The 16,435-nt window shown below is 41.4% G+C and carries 21 protein-coding genes; 4 read left to right on the forward strand and 17 right to left on the reverse strand.

The window, feature by feature from the left end:
- Positions 1-36: 36 nt before the first annotated feature.
- The 4 genes from gpM to AC27JR_RS10605 all read right to left on the reverse strand — a co-directional run bounded on the left by gpM (position 37) and on the right by AC27JR_RS10605 (position 3,317).
- Positions 37-747, reverse strand: coding sequence for a phage terminase small subunit (gpM, locus tag AC27JR_RS10590; RefSeq protein ID WP_487173672.1), 711 nt, complete (start codon positions 745-747; stop codon positions 37-39).
- Positions 696-1,238, reverse strand: a complete 543-nt coding sequence (locus AC27JR_RS10595; protein ID WP_487173565.1) for a hypothetical protein — start codon at positions 1,236-1,238, stop codon at positions 696-698. Before AC27JR_RS10595 ends, gpM begins: the two co-directional genes overlap by 52 nt.
- Positions 1,239-1,308: 70 nt before the next feature.
- Complete coding sequence (locus tag AC27JR_RS10600) at positions 1,309-2,340, reverse strand: phage major capsid protein, P2 family (RefSeq protein WP_487173566.1); 1,032 nt, start codon at positions 2,338-2,340, stop codon at positions 1,309-1,311.
- A gap of 53 nt (positions 2,341-2,393) precedes the next feature.
- On the reverse strand, positions 2,394-3,317 hold the full coding sequence (locus tag AC27JR_RS10605) for a GPO family capsid scaffolding protein (RefSeq protein WP_487173567.1): 924 nt from the start codon (positions 3,315-3,317) through the stop codon (positions 2,394-2,396).
- Positions 3,318-3,511: 194 nt separating this feature from the next.
- Here AC27JR_RS10605 and AC27JR_RS10610 point away from each other — a divergent pair, with 194 nt between their 5' ends.
- Both AC27JR_RS10610 and AC27JR_RS10615 read left to right on the forward strand, forming a co-directional pair.
- The gene (locus AC27JR_RS10610; protein WP_487173568.1) at positions 3,512-5,293 is read left to right on the forward strand and encodes a terminase large subunit domain-containing protein; all 1,782 of its coding nucleotides are present in this window, start codon (positions 3,512-3,514) and stop codon (positions 5,291-5,293) included.
- Positions 5,275-6,315, forward strand: coding sequence for a phage portal protein (locus AC27JR_RS10615; protein ID WP_487173569.1), 1,041 nt, complete (start codon positions 5,275-5,277; stop codon positions 6,313-6,315). The genes AC27JR_RS10610 and AC27JR_RS10615 overlap by 19 nt, the downstream gene beginning before the upstream one ends.
- Here AC27JR_RS10615 and AC27JR_RS10620 read toward each other — a convergent pair.
- Positions 6,298-6,570, reverse strand: a complete 273-nt coding sequence (locus AC27JR_RS10620; RefSeq protein ID WP_487173570.1) for a hypothetical protein — start codon at positions 6,568-6,570, stop codon at positions 6,298-6,300. The genes AC27JR_RS10615 and AC27JR_RS10620 overlap by 18 nt on opposite strands.
- A gap of 142 nt (positions 6,571-6,712) precedes the next feature.
- Here AC27JR_RS10620 and AC27JR_RS10625 point away from each other — a divergent pair, with 142 nt between their 5' ends.
- Positions 6,713-6,958 carry an ogr/Delta-like zinc finger family protein gene (locus tag AC27JR_RS10625; RefSeq protein ID WP_009838248.1) on the forward strand — a complete coding sequence of 82 codons (246 nt, stop codon included), beginning with the start codon at positions 6,713-6,715 and terminating at the stop codon, positions 6,956-6,958.
- 11 nt (positions 6,959-6,969) lie between these two features.
- On the opposite strand, the gene AC27JR_RS10630 is transcribed toward AC27JR_RS10625, so the two are convergent.
- The 8 genes from AC27JR_RS10630 to AC27JR_RS10665 all read right to left on the reverse strand — a co-directional run bounded on the left by AC27JR_RS10630 (position 6,970) and on the right by AC27JR_RS10665 (position 12,481).
- Positions 6,970-7,620, reverse strand: coding sequence for a hypothetical protein (locus AC27JR_RS10630; protein ID WP_487173571.1), 651 nt, complete (start codon positions 7,618-7,620; stop codon positions 6,970-6,972).
- A gap of 174 nt (positions 7,621-7,794) precedes the next feature.
- The gene (locus AC27JR_RS10635; protein ID WP_487173572.1) at positions 7,795-8,052 is read right to left on the reverse strand and encodes a hypothetical protein; all 258 of its coding nucleotides are present in this window, start codon (positions 8,050-8,052) and stop codon (positions 7,795-7,797) included.
- Between the two features lie 8 nt (positions 8,053-8,060).
- Positions 8,061-10,658 carry a replication endonuclease gene (locus AC27JR_RS10640; protein WP_487173573.1) on the reverse strand — a complete coding sequence of 866 codons (2,598 nt, stop codon included), beginning with the start codon at positions 10,656-10,658 and terminating at the stop codon, positions 8,061-8,063.
- A 4-nt stretch (positions 10,659-10,662) separates the two neighbouring features.
- Complete coding sequence (locus AC27JR_RS10645; protein WP_487173574.1) at positions 10,663-10,938, reverse strand: hypothetical protein; 276 nt, start codon at positions 10,936-10,938, stop codon at positions 10,663-10,665.
- 31 nt (positions 10,939-10,969) lie between these two features.
- The gene (locus tag AC27JR_RS10650) at positions 10,970-11,569 is read right to left on the reverse strand and encodes a DNA N-6-adenine-methyltransferase (RefSeq protein WP_487173575.1); all 600 of its coding nucleotides are present in this window, start codon (positions 11,567-11,569) and stop codon (positions 10,970-10,972) included.
- 9 nt (positions 11,570-11,578) lie between these two features.
- Positions 11,579-11,983 carry a hypothetical protein gene (locus AC27JR_RS10655; protein ID WP_487173577.1) on the reverse strand — a complete coding sequence of 135 codons (405 nt, stop codon included), beginning with the start codon at positions 11,981-11,983 and terminating at the stop codon, positions 11,579-11,581.
- A gap of 10 nt (positions 11,984-11,993) precedes the next feature.
- A complete protein-coding gene (locus tag AC27JR_RS10660) occupies positions 11,994-12,266 on the reverse strand; it encodes a helix-turn-helix transcriptional regulator (RefSeq protein ID WP_024602766.1) in 273 nt (90 codons plus the stop codon).
- Complete coding sequence (locus tag AC27JR_RS10665; protein ID WP_215522012.1) at positions 12,263-12,481, reverse strand: YdaS family helix-turn-helix protein; 219 nt, start codon at positions 12,479-12,481, stop codon at positions 12,263-12,265. Before AC27JR_RS10665 ends, AC27JR_RS10660 begins: the two co-directional genes overlap by 4 nt.
- A 152-nt stretch (positions 12,482-12,633) precedes the next feature.
- On the opposite strand from AC27JR_RS10665, the gene AC27JR_RS10670 reads away from it, so the two are divergent.
- A complete protein-coding gene (locus AC27JR_RS10670; protein ID WP_487173578.1) occupies positions 12,634-13,272 on the forward strand; it encodes a LexA family protein in 639 nt (212 codons plus the stop codon).
- Between the two features lie 43 nt (positions 13,273-13,315).
- Here the strand turns inward: AC27JR_RS10670 and AC27JR_RS10675 are convergent, their stop codons facing one another.
- The 4 genes from AC27JR_RS10675 to AC27JR_RS10690 form a co-directional block, all read right to left on the reverse strand.
- Entirely contained in the window at positions 13,316-14,869 is a 1,554-nt protein-coding gene (locus AC27JR_RS10675) for a WYL domain-containing protein (RefSeq protein WP_487173579.1), read from the reverse strand.
- Positions 14,870-14,946: 77 nt separating this feature from the next.
- Complete coding sequence (locus AC27JR_RS10680) at positions 14,947-15,399, reverse strand: hypothetical protein (RefSeq protein WP_487173580.1); 453 nt, start codon at positions 15,397-15,399, stop codon at positions 14,947-14,949.
- 214 nt (positions 15,400-15,613) lie between these two features.
- Positions 15,614-16,111, reverse strand: a complete 498-nt coding sequence (locus tag AC27JR_RS10685; RefSeq protein ID WP_487173581.1) for a hypothetical protein — start codon at positions 16,109-16,111, stop codon at positions 15,614-15,616.
- Positions 16,111-16,410, reverse strand: a complete 300-nt coding sequence (locus tag AC27JR_RS10690; RefSeq protein WP_487173582.1) for a hypothetical protein — start codon at positions 16,408-16,410, stop codon at positions 16,111-16,113. The genes AC27JR_RS10685 and AC27JR_RS10690 overlap by 1 nt, the downstream gene beginning before the upstream one ends.
- Between the last annotated feature and the right edge of the window lie 25 nt (positions 16,411-16,435).

The raw sequence follows: 16,435 nt of genomic DNA on the forward strand, positions 1-16,435 counted from the left end.
TCGGCTAGTGCACTGGAGGGTTTGGAGCTTTGGCTATTACTGGGCGTTTAGCTCGGCAATGGCTCTTAATCTCATGGCTATTTTGTTTCTTACTGTTTTTACTTGTGCGTGTTTATGCAGTTCTGCGGCTTTGGCTAAGTAGCCATCGGCTTGCTGTAAGCGTTGCACGTCGCCGACATGCGATGGCGATATGTCGCCGTTTTTGCTGCGCAGTAACGCAAGGCCCGCAAATTTGTAGTACTTAGCCGTAACTTGCTCAGGTAATTTCCACGTGTTCGCAACCTTGCTGAACACTTGGCCAAAATACGGCTCAATGCTGTTGCCTTTTTCTGCTTGGGTGCTTGCCCACTCAAAAACAGTGTCGGCAATAAAACCAGGCCACTGGCGGCGAATGCTGCTAGCCATGGGCTGGTTAAGCTCAATGGCCCGTAATCCAAACTCAATACCACGAGCGAAATTGCCAACGTCAAACAGCCACACAGTGCAATAAGCATAAATCGGGTTGTCTTCATTTTGCTTTCCTTTTTTTGCTAAATACTCTTCAACAATGGGTAACCACTTTGGCAATAACACATCACGTTTGTGGGCGATTTTGTCGGCGCGGGTTACATAGCTTTTTAAGCGTTTTAAGTCGTCTTCTAATTCAATAAGCTGTAAGTGCAGGCTTGGGGCGTATTGTCCTTTGCCTGTTAGGCTTACTTTTTCGAGCTGTTTTTTTGCTTGGTTTTGCTCTTTGAATTGGAGGATTCTTGCGCCGCCGACGGCTTTTTTAGCTCTTCAACCGTGTCTTTTAAGTCGCTATTTGCGGCGTTAATATCGTCGGCTTGGTAGGCTAAATCGCTGGCAGCATCGCTTGCTTTATCTGCGGCGCTTTCAATTTCGCTTGCGGTGTTAATGCTTTGGTTTAGCTCGTCGGTGGCATCTTCTACGGGTGAAACATCAACGCTTTCATCAAGGGTGACGTTTGCAACGGCTGTTTTGTCTTCGCCTGGTGCGGAAGGATCAAAACCTATGATTTTCCCTTCATCGTCAAATTGAAGCTTTTCAAAAAAGCGAATGTTGTTTTCAACGTATTTATTTGCTTCAGCAATGGCGTTTTCAGTTGTCACGTTTAACAGTGTTGAAAGCAGAATTAACGCTTCTTTTTCTGGTGTAATGCTGATTTTTGCATTACCCGTTGTTTCGCCTTTATCTTTTTCAGCTAGACGACGTTTTTTAAAATTAGCAATGGCACTCATGGCACGGTTACCTTTTATAAATGGGTTAATTGCTAGGCGGTTAACCTAGCAATGCATTTACCAATCGCGATTAAGCGGCTGGTGCTGCGCCAATGTTCATGTTGGCTTCGTCGATTGCGGCGTAAGCTTCAAACTCTTCAATTGCGTAGCCTTCGTTACGCCAGTATGAGTTCTCGTATTGCTTGCGATCTTCTTCGTCTTTTGCTTTGCGGTGGGCGGTGCCTTTTTGCGTATAAATATGCAAGTTGCTTAGCATGGTCACGGCAATGCGTTTACCTGGGAAGAACGGCGGTGTGTAAGCGCGCATGCCACCAATGTTTTTATCCATTTGCTGAGCGGCTACTTTTTCACTTGGTGTACCTGCTTGGTTCATCATGTGAGTTTGCGCAGTGGCCGTTAGGTCGTTACCAACAAGCACCACTAAACGTGGGTCGTTACGTAATGACGGATGAATGAGCGTGTTTTTAAGCTCGGTAACAATAGCGTCTAATGTTCTGTATTCGCTATCTTTAAGCGCGCCTTTTGCAGCGTCAGGGTTAAAGTAAATAGGGTCAGTTACAATTTGGTCTGCCGCATTTTCTTTAACAATTTGATGCCAGCCTTTGTTTACGTCTTCACCATTTGGGTTTGCAATTGGGTCTGATGTGGCGGCAGCTGATACACCATTAAAGCCAACGCGCAGCATGTCGAGTGCAAAGCGCAAGGTGGCGTTTTGGTTAATCAGTTTCATAAACTGATTTAAGTTACCGGCGTTAGCCCATGTAGATAACAGTGCCCATGTAGTTGCTGAGCATGAATCGGTTTCGGTTAGCTCGTAGTTATGGCCATCAACACCTTGGCCAGATGTAAAACGACCACCGGCTTTTCTGCCTGTCGCAATACCGTAGTTACCTACTTTTATAACTTGGCCTTTAATTTGGTCCACTTGCATGGTGGTGATCATGCGTAGGAACTCGACCGACTCTAAAAGCGCGGCGCGCAGTTTGGTTTCCATAGGGTCTGAAATGGCAAACTTGTGTGATGCGTCTTCCACACCGAATGATTTTGCTACTTGCACCGAGTATTTTTGTAAAAACCCAGCGGCTGTTTGATTTAAGTGCATGCGTTATCTCGCTCTGTTATGCATTAATAAAGGTAAACGTGGTTATGCGTTTGTTAAACCAGGTCTACGGTTTCTCCGCCTACTGGGTCGGGCTCTTGGCCTTGTTGCTCTTCGCTAAGGGCATTAAATTTGGTTTCTATGTCGCCTACCTTTTTACTAAAGCCGTCTATTTTTTCCATTAACTGGCTAAATTGCTCAGCGGTTACGCCTGCCGCGCCTTTATCACCTTCGGGCTCGTCGTCTTTTGGCTCTTCTACTGGCGGGGTTTCTTCGGCTTTTGGTGGTTTGCTGAATTTTTTTTCAAGGTCGGTCACCTTGGTTTCTAATCCGTCAAACTTGCCCATGAGGGCGTCAAACTGTTCTTGTTTCATGGTGTCTTCCTCGGTGATTTCATCTTGCTGATCGGCTGGCTGCTGATCACTAGAAAATAAGCTAAATAGTTGCGCCATTAAGCTTTGCGCTTTGGCGTGTTTGCTATTTGGGCTGTTTGGTTCGCTATTGGTGGTAATAAAGTCACTGTGTTGTAGCGTTTCAAGGTGGCTATATTCGTGATCTGCTTCATTATCACCAATAGAGAATTTTAAGCGGCTGGTGCCAGAACTGGCTGGCGAGTCGGTAACGGCAAGGCCTTGCAAATAGCAGCGCCCTTCGCTTTTGTAATCGGGGTTTGGCTCAATCGACATAAACAGCTTTTGGCCGTCTTTGTTGGCATTAAGTAGGTAGTCGTTAGCGGTAATTTTTACAAACAGGCGCAATTTGCCGCCTTGTTTAGCGGCTTTTACTTCGTCAACAGTGCCCCAATTTTTGCCCTCACTTGGGCCCCAACTTGAACGAAAATGCTCAGGCCAAATAAGTGCGGTGTATTCATCAACTGAATAAGATGCAGCCATTTGAGTGATCCACTCTTTTGAAATGGTGCGCCCGTCTACCGTTGCACCTTCTGTTGCTGCAATTACCCAACCTGTCTGCTTTGCCATTAGTTTGCCGTGTGCGTTACTGAATATTTAAACGCAGCATAGCCATAAAAAAAGGCTGAATACATTGGTTAGCTTTTTGGTAATTCCTAGATTGGAGTTTTAGGAAACATGAGGTTTTTTATGCGGTTATAAGCTTATTGTAAACCAATACACTGTGGCTAGTTATTAATTTTACGAGCGACTAATACCACGTAATGGCTTATTCACCTGAAATACGCGAAGCAGCAAAACGGCTTTATTTACGCCACCACACGCCCGACGAAATACGTGCGGAACTGGCGTTACCAAACAACCGTGTTATTTACTATTGGGCCGATAAATACAATTGGCGCGATATGCTGCGCGAGGAAGACGTAGACGAAGCCATTGCACGGCGAATTTTAATACTTACCGATGTAAGCGATAAAACAGGCAATCAAATAAAAGAGCTCGACATGCTGATAGAAAAGCACGTTAAGCTTAAAAAGCAGCGTGCCCAGCAAGAAAAAGCAGCACAGGTCGAGCAGCCCCACAGCACCAAACAGCCAAGCAATAAAAACAATAAAGGCGGCAGCGACAGCAAAAAAAGCAAAGGCCGTAAGCGTAAAAACGATGTGAGCCATTTAACCGCTGAAGACTTTGGCACCTGGTACGACTCACTCTTTGAATACCAAAAAACCATGCACGAAAATTTGCATCAGCGTATTCGTAATATTTTAAAAAGCCGCCAAATTGGGGCTACTTACTATTTTGCAGGTGAAGCGTTTAAAGATTCGGTATTAAGTGGCGACCCACAAATATTTTTATCAGCGAGTCGCGCACAAGCTGAGGTGTTTCGCAGTTATATAATAGCCATTGCACATGAGTTTTTTGAAATTGAGCTCACCGGTAACCCCATTACTTTGCACACCGCCCATGGTGATGCCGAATTACGGTTTTTAAGTACCAACAGCAAAACCGCGCAAAGTTACCACGGCCATGTTTATGTAGATGAATACTTTTGGATTGGTAAGTTTAACGAGCTAAACAAATTAGCCAGCGCCATGGCCACGCACAAAAAGTGGCGTAAAACGTATTTTTCGACCCCGTCTACTAAAGCGCACCCTGCTTATACATTTTGGACTGGGGATCACTGGCGACAAGGTCGCGCTGAGCGCGAAGAAATTGAGTTCCCCAGCTTTGATGAATTACGCGATAACGGCAGGCTGTGCCCCGATAAACAATGGCGCTATGTAGTTACTATTGAAGATGCACTTCGCGGTGGTTGTGAGCTGTTCGACATTGAAGAACTGCGCGACGAATACAACGCCGATGATTTTAATAACCTGTTTATGTGCATATTTGTGGACGATGCCGACAGTATATTTAAATTTAGCGACCTTGAAAAAGCCATGGTTGATGCCACCCGCTGGCAAGATCACAAACCCAATGCCGCACAACCTTTTGGCAACCGCGAGGTGTGGTTAGGTTACGACCCATCGCGTACCCGCGATAATGCCGCCTTAGTGGTGGTTGCCCCACCTGAAATAGCGGGCGAAAAATTTAGAATACTTGAAAAGCACTATTGGCGCGGAATGAACTTTTCGCACCATGTGAGCGAAATTCAAAAAATATACGCTAAGTATCGCGTTACTTATATTGGTGTAGATACCACGGGCATTGGCGCGGGGGTGTTTGACTCTATAAGCACACTGTACCCGCGTGAAGCCACCGCTATACATTACAGCGTAGGCAGTAAAACCCGCTTAGTACTTAAAATGATAGACCTGATTGAAGGTGGCCGACTTGAATGGGATGCATCCCATAAAGATATAGCTATGAGCTGCCTTTCAATACGCCGCACCAGTACCGACACGGGCGGCGCCATAACCTTTAAAGCTAGCCGCGATAACACCATAGGCCATGCAGACGTATTTTTTGCTATAAGCCACGCTGTTATTAACGAACCCCTTAACCATGCACATAAGAGAAAATCACGATGGACCATGCAGAATTAGACCAAAACGCTGAGCAGTTAACAGACCAAGCAAATGATCAGCCGCCAAAGCAAAATGCGCCCGTTGTGTTTGGCTTGCCTGAGCAAGTAATGCCCGACATGTGGCTAACCGATTACGACTCGCTATTTTATAACGATACCGACCAGTATTGGGAACCGCCAGTAGACCGCCATTTATTAGCTAACTTAACACGCCGAAATGCCCAACACGGCGGCATAGTGCAAAGCCGTGCAAACATGGCCGCGAGCCGCTTTATTAATGGCGGTATGAGTGCGCAGCAAGTACAAGCAGGGTTTTTAAACCTGGTGCAATTTGGTGATGTAGCACTACTTAAAATACGTAATGGCTTTGGGCAAATTGTTAGGTTGTTTCCGCTGCCTAGCTACCGCACGCGGGTTGGTGGTGATGGTGGCGCGGTAGTGCTTGAGCGAAATAGCCAAGTTAAAAAATATAAAAAACGCGACATTATTTGGGTTCGCCAGTACGACCCAGTGCAGCAAGTGTATGGTTTGGCCGATTACTTAGGCGGCTTGCAAGCCACATTATTAAATGAGGATGCTACCTTGTTCCGCCGTAAATACTTTTTAAATGGTGCGCACATGGGTTTTATTATGTACGCGACTGATCCTAACTTAGACCCTAAAGTTGAAGACGACATAAAAGAAAAAATACAAGACAGTAAAGGCGTGGGTAACTTTCGCTCGTTGTTTGTAAACATACCCAACGGTAAAGAAAAAGGCTTACAAATAATTCCTGTGGGTAACTTTGAAAGTAAAGACGAATTTATGAATGTTAAAAACGTATCGGCTCAAGACATACTTAACGCCCATCGTTTCCCACCGGGCTTGGCGGGGATTATTCCGGCTAACAATGCAGGCCTTGGCGACCCGACTAAATACGATGCTATGTATTTTAAAAACGAGACTAAGCCACTGATTAAATTAATGAGTGACGAAGTAGCAAGGGATCCTGAAATTGGCAGTAAGTTGCAGCTTAATTTTGATTTAGAGCCCAGCGCGTAAAGCGTAGTACTGGCTATGCTGCGCGTCGTGCGCTTTTATTTTTTCTACTAATCCGGCATAGGTATTTAAGGTTTTTAATGCTCGCGTTAAATTTGGCGCGGGCACATTATTTAACAGCGCTGCATGGGTTTTGCTCATGCCTTTTACTAGATGATCACTCGCGGCGGCTTTAATGTCGACGCTTTTAATTTTACACATAGCCAATAACAAGTTTAACCGCTCTTGGCTTTGTGATCCTTTATATAAATATTGCATGCTAAAACCTCTAAATTAATTATCACTTAAGTGATAATTAATTTATTTTAGGATTATACCCGCTATTTGTAAATGCTTATTTGTTATGCACAAAATCACTGTATATAATAACAGTATATTTTATTAACGATTGGTGGTTATTATGGCGCGGGTTACTTGTCCAAATTGCGAAGCTAAAGCAACAATTACATCACGCGAAAAGCAAAGCGCCCATGTTGTTAATTTATACTGCTCGTGTACCAATACAAAAGAGTGCGGGGCTACGTTCCGTATTACCCAATCGTTTGATCACTTCTTAAATCCACCGTGTAAAACTACTGCGCAATTAGCGGCGTCGCTTATTAAAAACCTACCTCGTGAAGAACAATTAGAATTAATTGGTTTGTAGCTTTCGCCAAATTATGAATTTTCAGCTTCCCTTTTCTCTTTACCGAACCAAAAGGCGTGTCTGAAACTTCCAGCTATATCTGTTTCCTTAAATAATGGTTTATCTAAATTATCAGTGTCACTGATTCGATTTAAAAGATGGTCATCTCTAAAAGGGACTAAAAGTGGGGTATTGATTAAGCCTAATATCTTGTTGTATTCTAATTCTTCTTCGTTACAGTACTGGCAGATGCCTGTCTTTATAAAATTTTTTAAATCATCTAGAAACGACATTTGAACAATATCAGTACATCGCCTTAATTCACTTTCAGAGATTTTTCCAAAGATATAAGCAATATATAAATTTGCAATAAACTCTGATTTATCAATATCAGTTATAGACTCAATACAAAATATAATTTTATCGGTGACGCTATTTAAGTCCTCTTGGTTTGCATACTTTATTTTGTCTGTCATTTCTTTACGTTCTTTACCTGTAACATCATCAAGTGATTCAAAAAAACGCATTACTTTGGCTGCAAACATGCGATCTCTAATAGAGTCGCTTAAATTCCATACTTTAATCAAAATCCCTACGTAAGGTATATCTTTAGCTATTCCTTGTAGCTGGCTTTTAACTGCGACTTCAGTTAAATCGGCTGCTATTTCAAAGCCTTTTCTCATATCAACTCCTTATTTTGATAACTATATATGTACCCGCTAACTAGTTAATTAGCGGGTACATATAAAGTATTAAGTCTATTAGCCAGTAATCTTTATGATTAAGGCCGTTACTGCCATGCTCAATACTAATCTAGCTAAATCAAGAACACCAATAGTGCCAGCATATCAAAATATTTACTGTTGTTTTGGTTGTGGTCTGTTAGTTACTGCAAATACATCGGCGTTAGGTTCTTGCTGATAGCCGGTGCATATTTCGGTGGCAAATACGCTGTTATTGGTTTTACCGCATTGGCCGTATTGGGTTTTAGGCGCGGGCTTATCGAATTTTGTAATAAATGGGCTGTGCTGATCTTTTGCATAACCCTTTGGGCAAAACGCCTGGCAACTAATACATGCTTTTGGCATGAGTACTTTTGAAATTTGAATAGTCATTTTTTCTCCTACGCCATTAAATCCAGTGACCACCAATCGTTGTCGCTGATTGCTGATGCGCTGTTGTTGTTTACTAAAATTGCTAAATCCCAATCGCCTATGGTGATCAGGCCGTTTTTAGGCTCGCCGTAATGGAACTCACCGAGTTCATTGCGCGTTGCATTAAGGGTTTCGCGCCCGTCTAGCTGGGCGTATTGGTAAGCTAGGTCTACTAATTGGCGGGCTTGCTGCCAATGACTCTCTGTTACATGCCAGCTTGCCGATTTTTGGGCGAGTGTTTTTGCTCGGTATTCAATAGCGAGGTGCTTGTTGTGTTTGATTTGTGCGGTTTCGTCTAAAACATGAAGTTGACCGTTTTTAATTTGGTAAATTTGGCCGTCTCTGGCGATCCTCTTGCCGCTATTTAGATCCTTTTTAACCTCTGTGATCTGTTTTTCATCACACCCCACCATATCAAGTATTAACTCGGCGCTAGAGCCCACGGCTATAGGCGTACAGTTATTACCACTAGACCAAGATAGGTCGGCTGCGCCGACGTTGGTGCTAGCCTTAGCCGCAATTTTCTCTGCTGTACCTTTGAGTTGTCTTGTCCATTCGATAAGGCGCGTTTTTAAACTGGTTGCATCTGTTACGTTATGCACGTTATTAAACAAACGTGTAAGCACGGCCTTGTAATCAATGTTGGTTACAACTCCTTTAATGCGGCGAACTACTTCGGCGTAGTCGTTGCCCATTGGGGTGTCTTCGTACATTGATTTAAAGTTAGCGGCGCGGCCAATACACATGCCGCCCTGTAGTTTTACGTAATCTTTCCAATTGGCGTTATCTGCCGCGTACCGAATAGGCTCTATTATTTCGTCTTTAATTGGTTTGCCTTTTGGCATACGGCGAAGCTCTCGCCAAACCGTAACGCTTGGCGAACCTTGAAATTGAAACTGGCGAATATTCCACGTACTTGCCCAGGCTAAAACGGGGTTAGCTTGCTCCTGCAGGTTTTCGCCTGTGTCGGCATCAACATGATCGGTTAGCATGTAACCATCAATATTTTTACTGATGTATTTAGCAATGTAGGCCGCTGCACTGCCCTTGCTTTTATCTAGCTTTACAGCGTCAAAGCGCGGGCTAAAAGTACGGTAAAATTTGGTAGGCGCTTTATGGTTTTTCGCCTTAAACTTTTTAGGCTCTCTTTTTTCAGCCTTGGCTTTTTCGGCCTCTTCTTTATTGCGTTGTATGGCTACTTCGTTGGCTTTCTTTTTAGCAAAGCCCCACTCGCTGCGCTTTTGTTTATAGATTTTAAATAACTTGGTTTTCTCAGTGCCTGCACGGTATTTAACACAAGCTTCAACCGTTTTTATGTGCGTACCGTGGGTGTTTATATCTACAAATTTATTGAATACTTTGGCGCGGGTAAGCTCGGGTCCATAACGATCGTAAAGCTCGTTTTTATCCTCTTGAATAAAGTACCAACGCAAAATAGCGTTGATTTCTTGAAGTTTGTTTTTTGGCATGAATAACATCATGTGCCAGTGCGGGCACCCGTCAGCATGTGGCTCTACAACACGCACACCAAAGTACTTAAGTTCACGGCGGTTTAATTTAGACCGTGCCCTCGCCCATGTTGTGGTTAAATAATTTTGCGCATCTTTAGGGGTTGAACCGTCCCACGTACTTGCATTGGCATGAAAACGCGCAGGGCATGTAATGGTGTAAAACATGGCAACGTAGCCCATTTCGTCGGCTAGTTCTTCGGTTTCACGGATGCGTAGCATTAGCTCATTACGGCGGTTAGCAGGGTTTGCCATGCCGCTTTTTACGGCTTCAATTAAGTTAATTACATCGCCGTCGCTGCTTTGTAGTTCCATCATTTCGAGGAACTGACGGCCACTGGCTTGGGCAAAGCTAAATTCACGTTGAGCTTGTTTTGATGAATACGGGCTAATACCACGGCGTTTAGGTTTTTGGCTTTTTTTGTCGTAGTAAAGGTCTTTACCCACTTGGCCGGTTGCAATTTCTAGTAATTCTAAAAACTGTTTACGCAGGGTTTTTAATTGGCGAGCCCACCATTTATCGCATTGCAGTTTAAGCAAGGCGATTTCAAAACAGGCTTGTGGTAGGTCGTCTTCACGCATGTCGTAAAATGGCACGTTTACGCCAAACTGTTTGGCATACCCTGCAACCCCTTCGTAGGTAAGGCGTACTATTTTTTCATACGGTAAATGCTGGTTTTGCTCACTTACATCAAGTGCTTTTTCAAGGCACTCTAATGCAAGAGTGCCTGCATGCTTTTTAGTTTTTTCAACACTACTTAGAATATGCCATGGCAATGGCATATTATGAGTAATGCTGAGTAGTACACCAAAACGGGGTTTTAAACGCGCAATAGTGCGGCGCATCCATGTATTAGCACGGAACTGGCTCCCTGCTTTTTTTTCGGTGTAACGATCAATGTATTTACGGGCCATGCGACTTTGCAGCGATACAGGCACTTTTTCCAAGTTGCTAGCAAGGTAATTAAAGTCGTCAATATCAGTAATAGACGAAATTAAGCCCTTAGCTATGCTTGATAGGTTAAGGGCGTCAAGGTCGAGCGGGATTGGGTTAGCCACGGCGCTACAGCTCTATTTCCATTGGCTCGCCACCAATTTGTACGGCATTTAATGCAATGCTCATTTGGCTGTAAACTTGCTCAAAATTAACATCATCGTCAGCAATCAGTTTTACGATTGGTAGCAAATCAGTTAGCGTGTCTTCGCACTGCATAAGCATGTGTACGGTGCTACGTTTGTTTAAAAGACGGATAGTAAAATTGGCTTGCTCAATAGCGTGTAAAACAATATTGAGTATTAACTGTTTTTTAGATAGATCTTGGTCTTTGATAGGGCTCATTTTTAGTATTCCTTTGGGGTTTTGTTGGTTGTTATTTCACAACGCCAAGCGCTGAGAATATTTTGCGGAACTCGTCGGTTCTATCGCCAAGGTAGGTAATAAAGCAGCCTTTTGGTGCGCCTTTTTTTACATTCCCTTGTGGGTCGTTGAAATGTGTGCGGCCATCAATAAAACAGCTTAAACCTGCGTTTAATAACTTTTGGCACCATGCTTCTGAGCTATTAACAAAGGTAATGTTCATTGCTTCTTTAAAGTGACCTAGTGCAAATTGCTCTAAGTAGTAGTCAATCCAATCGCCGTTGCTTGCTATGTCTTCTGTTATGCAGTGGCCGCGATATTTATGGTAGCTGGGGTCGTTACATATTTTTTTAACGCACTTTGGTTTGCAGGCCAGTTCACCTTTATTAAATGGGTGGTTTAACCACACCGTTTCGCCTATCCAATTTTGTGTTAATGCATCATCTTCTTTAGTGAAGTAGTGCGCCGCCTTTACTGACTTATTGGCAATGGCATTACTTGCAGGATCTAAATCAATAACGGGGAACATTTGGTGCACATACTTCAAAACTTTAGCTGGCGTGTAAAACTCAACATTGCCACTGTCTTGATTGATTAGCTGATCGGGAGTCATGGCCGTTCCTTAGTGTGCTTGTGAATCAGTTTTTGACTGTTCAACTAAATGCGGAACAACATCAAACTTAGGCGGGGTTCTTTCAAAGTTTTCGCGCCCAAGTACATTTGCTTCAGTAAAAGCAGCAACAATGTCTTGTAATGCTAAAATGCCTTTGCGCACTGCATCACGCTCTTGAAAATTAAACTGATAAAAGCTCATTTCAACATGACGTTGTTTAAGCCCTGCAGCAATACACACTATTTTGCGTTGCTTAGCGGTTAAAACGGCATTAAACACGTAACCTGGTGTGCGCGTTCTATCGCTCATTAATGCTTTTATTTCAGCTAAGCCTTTTGGTATGTGGCGCCCTTCTACTGCTTTTAGTGGTGCAGGTTGTGCGTTATTGGTTTGTTTAACTAATGCATTTGCCATGGTTATGCTCCTAGTTTGCTTGATGTTGGCCGTAAAATTCGTGAAACTTTTCAGCGCCTAGGCGCATCCATTCTTCTATATCTTCCTCTACCCATACCACACGGCCGCTTGAGGCTTTGTGCGATTTAGGAAACTGGCCGCGCTCTATTAAGCGGTAAATTGTTGAACGGTGAATACCGCACTTTTCTGCTACATCGGCTGGGCGTAAGTAGCGGTCGTTAATGGTGATAACCTCGCCGCGTAAATTGCGGCGGTAGTGATCGGCTACATTTGATTGGTTCATGCTGCATCGTCCTTGTTTGTTTTTTGGTGATCGGCGAGCAAATCGTTTACCGATACTTCGCCATTTGTTAGTTCTGAAATACGCGGGATGTATTTCGCTGGGGCTTGGCAATGGCGGTTAATCCAGTACCAAATAATGTTTTGTTTTGTGCTTAACAGCTTGGCGGCTTTTGTTTGGCCACCAATTATTTCTATTGCTTTTGCTACGGCGCTCATATTTCCTCCAAGCAGTATTTATCAATTAAACCGATAATAGACATCAGTTAAACCGATGTCAATATCGATTTAACTGATTAGACAAAATAAAATAAAAAGCAGATAATCGGTTTTTATCACTTTAAGCGATTTTTAATATTAGGAATTTACAAATGGATTTAGGTAAAAGAGTAGAAAAAAGACGTATTCAGTTAGGGATGACACAAGCGCAATTAGGTCTAATAGCAGGCTTAGCTCAAAACTCTATTCACAATATTGAATCTGGCGAAACAAAACGCCCTCGCAAAATAGATGCACTCGCGGAAGCTCTAAACTGTACCCCAGAATATTTGCTGTTTGGGATTGGTGAAACTCAAGCTGATAAGAAAAGCGTTAACAATAACGTTTCATTAGGCCCAATAATTAAATCTACTGTTCCATTGGTGAGCTGGGTGCAAGCAGGTGCTTGGTCAGAAATAAACGAAGTGCGCGAATGTGATGCAACGCGCTATATGTGCCCTGTTAATTCGAGCGATAAAACGTTTGCATTAAAAGTACAAGGTGTGAGTATGGAGCCTAAGTTTTACGAGGGTGATTTAATATTTGTAGACCCTGAAGCTGAATGCATTCATGGTTCTTACGTAGTAGCGCGCCTAGACGATAATAACGAAGCCACCTTTAAGCAGCTAATTATTGAAAGCGGCCAAAAGTTCCTAAAAGCCGCCAACCCCAACTGGCCTGAGCAATTAATACCAATTAATGGTAATTGCACACTGGTTGGTAAAGTGGTGTTTGCGGGTAAGTCGTTTTAGTTAAACACCAGGCACAAAAAGCCCGCACTTGGCGGGCTACTTGTTAACTGCCAATAACGGCTGAAATTATTATTAAAATAAATCCAAATATATTTGCTGACTTTTGAGTTAGATCTGAATGGCTTTTGCCTTTTTCCTCAGCTGTTTTTTTATTGGTTGAATTAATTTTGTTTAGTAAAGGCGGAATTAAAAAGCCAATGGCAAAAAAACTTACAACTCCGGCTAAGAACTCTTTATTTTCAAAATTTGAAATCACTCCGCCTATTGCTGATAGACCTAAAAACCAGCCAATAACGATACTGATTGTGCTTGGTTTTTTTGTTATTTGGTTGTTTGTAGGTTTTTGCTTTGTGCTGTTAAGTAAGCTCTCTTTTTTAACTGTTTTTGGCGCTGCTTTTTTAATGGTTGATTGAGTTAATGAATGGGTTGCTGGGTTGTTATGTTGGTTCAGCCCTTCAATTTGTTTATTTACTAGCTGCTGTACGCTAATTAATTCACCCGTTTCTATAATTGCTACGTCATTTTCAATTCGGTCGGCTCTGAATGTGCGTATTGCGTTGGCTTTATAACAAAAGCCATAAAAGTAGGTTAAGCCATTATCAAATATGATGGCATCAAGCCTTAATTCTCTATTTGACGCTTCTTTTTTGCTATTTATATATTGAAAGTTAATTTTTATCGACGGTTTTAACGTGTGCTTTGTTACTTCCTCAATCCATGATTCTTCAGGGTGGTCATCTGTGTGAACTTTTCCACCTGAAATGCTTATTTTAATTGCTAAATCACTTTCATCATTCGCTGATAACTCTTGATCATCATCTTCTATTATTTGGCTGTATTCATTAAGCTTTTCTTCTGCTAATTCTTTTATGTCGCCTTCATTAAAGTCTGTAACGAATACCCAAACTGCGGCTTTGTATTTTTCTGGATATTCAAACTCACTTAGTCCTTTTTCAATTTCATTTATATATGCCTGTTGTATTTTTTGTATTTTTTCTACCATTGATGGTAATGCTTTAATTAGCGTAGGCTTTTTTAAAGTACCGGTGTTTTGCTCTTCAAAAATTATTAGTTCGTGAATTAACTGACCTTTATTTTTTGATACCTTTAACCCTGCTTGTTTGGCTAGTTCTTTTATATCTGGCAGTTTCATTTTAGATAAATAGCCTTGCCAATCATTATATTCTAGCTCTTTTATTTGTTCCGCTACCTTGGCTTTTAATAATTTTTTTGCAAAATCTTCGCTTACAACTTGAGGTTCTTCTTGTAGCTCTAGCTCTTCTGTATCATTTACAAATATATCTAACTCATTCCAATAAGTTTTAATCCATAGCTCTTCACCTAATATTTTATTTTTGTTTGCCATAACCATGTCTTTGAAGGTGTCGACTTCTGGGTCGTAGTCGTAATGACTATTAAACTCTTCATCGTATAGTCTTAAAAATTGCTCTTTATTTTTTGGCTTTTCATCTTGAAGCGCATATTTAAGCCCTGATAGGTCGCTATCATCTTTAATTTTTACGCTGTTTGTTTTAGTGGTAGGTAATTTTTTAGCAGTGAATTTACCGTTTTCGGTTTGATAATAGCTGTAATCCATAACAGTTCCTTTTAGGTTAATGTTATAGGTTAAGTTTTTGTTCAGTTTTGAACAAGCTGGGGATTTATACAGCTTTTTTATAACAGAATCGTAAATTTGTTACCCGTTATATTTACCGTAGTTTCATCTATCTTTTTTAAGGCTTTACTATTTAGGTCCATCAATTGCGCTTTAATTTTAAAAGTAGCTACTTGGTTTTTTTTATCTACATCTACAACGGTCAGTTGTGCATAAGTTGCATGGCCTGATGAGCGAATAAATGTTTGCCCATTTAATTCAGCAAACACTGCAAAGTTAGTATTATTTTTTGATTCAGAAAAAAATTTAGTCCCTGTTTTAATGTCTTTTTTTCTGATCGCAAATGAGTAGTGGTTTTGTGGGTTTTCTCCAAATGAAACAACAACTGATTTGTCTATCCCTTGAATGAAATTAAATGCGGTTACTTCTGTATATTTGTGTGTTTCTACGCCTGAGCAACCGAATAAAAGTACTACTAACCCTGTTGCTACAATCCATGTTTTTGTATTCATCCTGATACCTTGCTTTCCCTGATTAATTTAATATAGTAAAAATAAGCGTTAATTCAATGTTTTTAACTTCATAGATAATCATAAATATCTAAAAACCGCCAATCCCAATAAACGGTAATTGTACGCTAGTTCGTAAAGTGGTTTTTTTGCAGGAAAATCGATTTAGTTTTACTGAATTACAGGCACAAAAAAGCCCGCATGATGCGGGCTTTTTCTATTTAAACAAAAAGTTTCGGTGAGCTAGTTTTTCAATACCGTCTTCAAACTGCTCTATCGATTCACCAGGCGATAGCCTATTTATTACGGCTTTGAATATTGAGTGTAGTAACATAATCAGTAAACAAAAGAATGCGGTAATTGGCGCTCTTTTTAATATTACAGTAAAGCCCATGTACATAATCTTTTTACATTGTTTGTACTGCTCTTTTTTCATAACCTCTTTGGCGTCAAAATTACTAGAGTCGTCACTTGTTTTGCTTTGCTTTGGACCAAATAGCATATAGTAGGTAACCATTGGCATTACAAATTTATACAGGCAAACCCTAAAAAATGCATAAGCCGCTTCTTTATGTTCGTCTGGTGCATCTGTTGCTAAAAAGCTTTCTAACTCATCTGCCATTTTTTCTCTAGCATTTAACGCATCCTTTCTTCTCCATAAGTTATACATTAACAACAATACAAAAATAACAGGGACTAAAAATAGTTCATACATTATTTACTGCCTCCATTTGTTGATTGAGCTGGTTCTTCACTTTTACTGCTTTGTGCTTGTTTATTTATCTCGTGCGCTCTGATCTTCATTTCTCTTATGTGTTTTCGATCTTCATACTGGAGCTTTTCTCTTGCTGATAGAGCTTCAATCTTCTTTATATAAATTCTATAGCAATAAAACATAAACATACCAATTAATGCGGCATACCAAGGGTATTCTTGCACCTTATCCATTAGCACATTTAAAAAATCTAGATCACTTTCACCCGCGCTATTGTTGGCAATTGTTTGTGTTGGCATTTGTAAATCCATTTTTATGCTTTTA

This window comes from Pseudoalteromonas sp. NH0006-26, assembly GCF_057552415.1.

Excerpts from the sequence above, each read along its gene's own strand:
- AC27JR_RS10595 (WP_487173565.1), bottom strand. The coding sequence starts at position 1,238 with ATGAGTGCCATTGCTAATTTTAAAAAACGTCGTCTAGCTGAAAAAGAT.
- AC27JR_RS10600 (WP_487173566.1), bottom strand. The coding sequence starts at position 2,340 with ATGCACTTAAATCAAACAGCCGCTGGGTTTTTACAAAAATACTCGGTG.
- AC27JR_RS10605 (WP_487173567.1), bottom strand. The coding sequence starts at position 3,317 with ATGGCAAAGCAGACAGGTTGGGTAATTGCAGCAACAGAAGGTGCAACG.
- AC27JR_RS10610 (WP_487173568.1), top strand. The coding sequence starts at position 3,512 with ATGGCTTATTCACCTGAAATACGCGAAGCAGCAAAACGGCTTTATTTA.
- AC27JR_RS10615 (WP_487173569.1), top strand. The coding sequence starts at position 5,275 with ATGGACCATGCAGAATTAGACCAAAACGCTGAGCAGTTAACAGACCAA.
- AC27JR_RS10620 (WP_487173570.1), bottom strand. The coding sequence starts at position 6,570 with ATGCAATATTTATATAAAGGATCACAAAGCCAAGAGCGGTTAAACTTG.
- AC27JR_RS10625 (WP_009838248.1), top strand. The coding sequence starts at position 6,713 with ATGGCGCGGGTTACTTGTCCAAATTGCGAAGCTAAAGCAACAATTACA.
- AC27JR_RS10630 (WP_487173571.1), bottom strand. The coding sequence starts at position 7,620 with ATGAGAAAAGGCTTTGAAATAGCAGCCGATTTAACTGAAGTCGCAGTT.
- AC27JR_RS10635 (WP_487173572.1), bottom strand. The coding sequence starts at position 8,052 with ATGACTATTCAAATTTCAAAAGTACTCATGCCAAAAGCATGTATTAGT.
- AC27JR_RS10645 (WP_487173574.1), bottom strand. The coding sequence starts at position 10,938 with ATGAGCCCTATCAAAGACCAAGATCTATCTAAAAAACAGTTAATACTC.
- AC27JR_RS10650 (WP_487173575.1), bottom strand. The coding sequence starts at position 11,569 with ATGACTCCCGATCAGCTAATCAATCAAGACAGTGGCAATGTTGAGTTT.
- AC27JR_RS10655 (WP_487173577.1), bottom strand. The coding sequence starts at position 11,983 with ATGGCAAATGCATTAGTTAAACAAACCAATAACGCACAACCTGCACCA.
- AC27JR_RS10660 (WP_024602766.1), bottom strand. The coding sequence starts at position 12,266 with ATGAACCAATCAAATGTAGCCGATCACTACCGCCGCAATTTACGCGGC.
- AC27JR_RS10665 (WP_215522012.1), bottom strand. The coding sequence starts at position 12,481 with ATGAGCGCCGTAGCAAAAGCAATAGAAATAATTGGTGGCCAAACAAAA.
- AC27JR_RS10670 (WP_487173578.1), top strand. The coding sequence starts at position 12,634 with ATGGATTTAGGTAAAAGAGTAGAAAAAAGACGTATTCAGTTAGGGATG.
- AC27JR_RS10675 (WP_487173579.1), bottom strand. The coding sequence starts at position 14,869 with ATGGATTACAGCTATTATCAAACCGAAAACGGTAAATTCACTGCTAAA.
- AC27JR_RS10680 (WP_487173580.1), bottom strand. The coding sequence starts at position 15,399 with ATGAATACAAAAACATGGATTGTAGCAACAGGGTTAGTAGTACTTTTA.
- AC27JR_RS10685 (WP_487173581.1), bottom strand. The coding sequence starts at position 16,111 with ATGTATGAACTATTTTTAGTCCCTGTTATTTTTGTATTGTTGTTAATG.
- AC27JR_RS10690 (WP_487173582.1), bottom strand. The coding sequence starts at position 16,410 with ATGCCAACACAAACAATTGCCAACAATAGCGCGGGTGAAAGTGATCTA.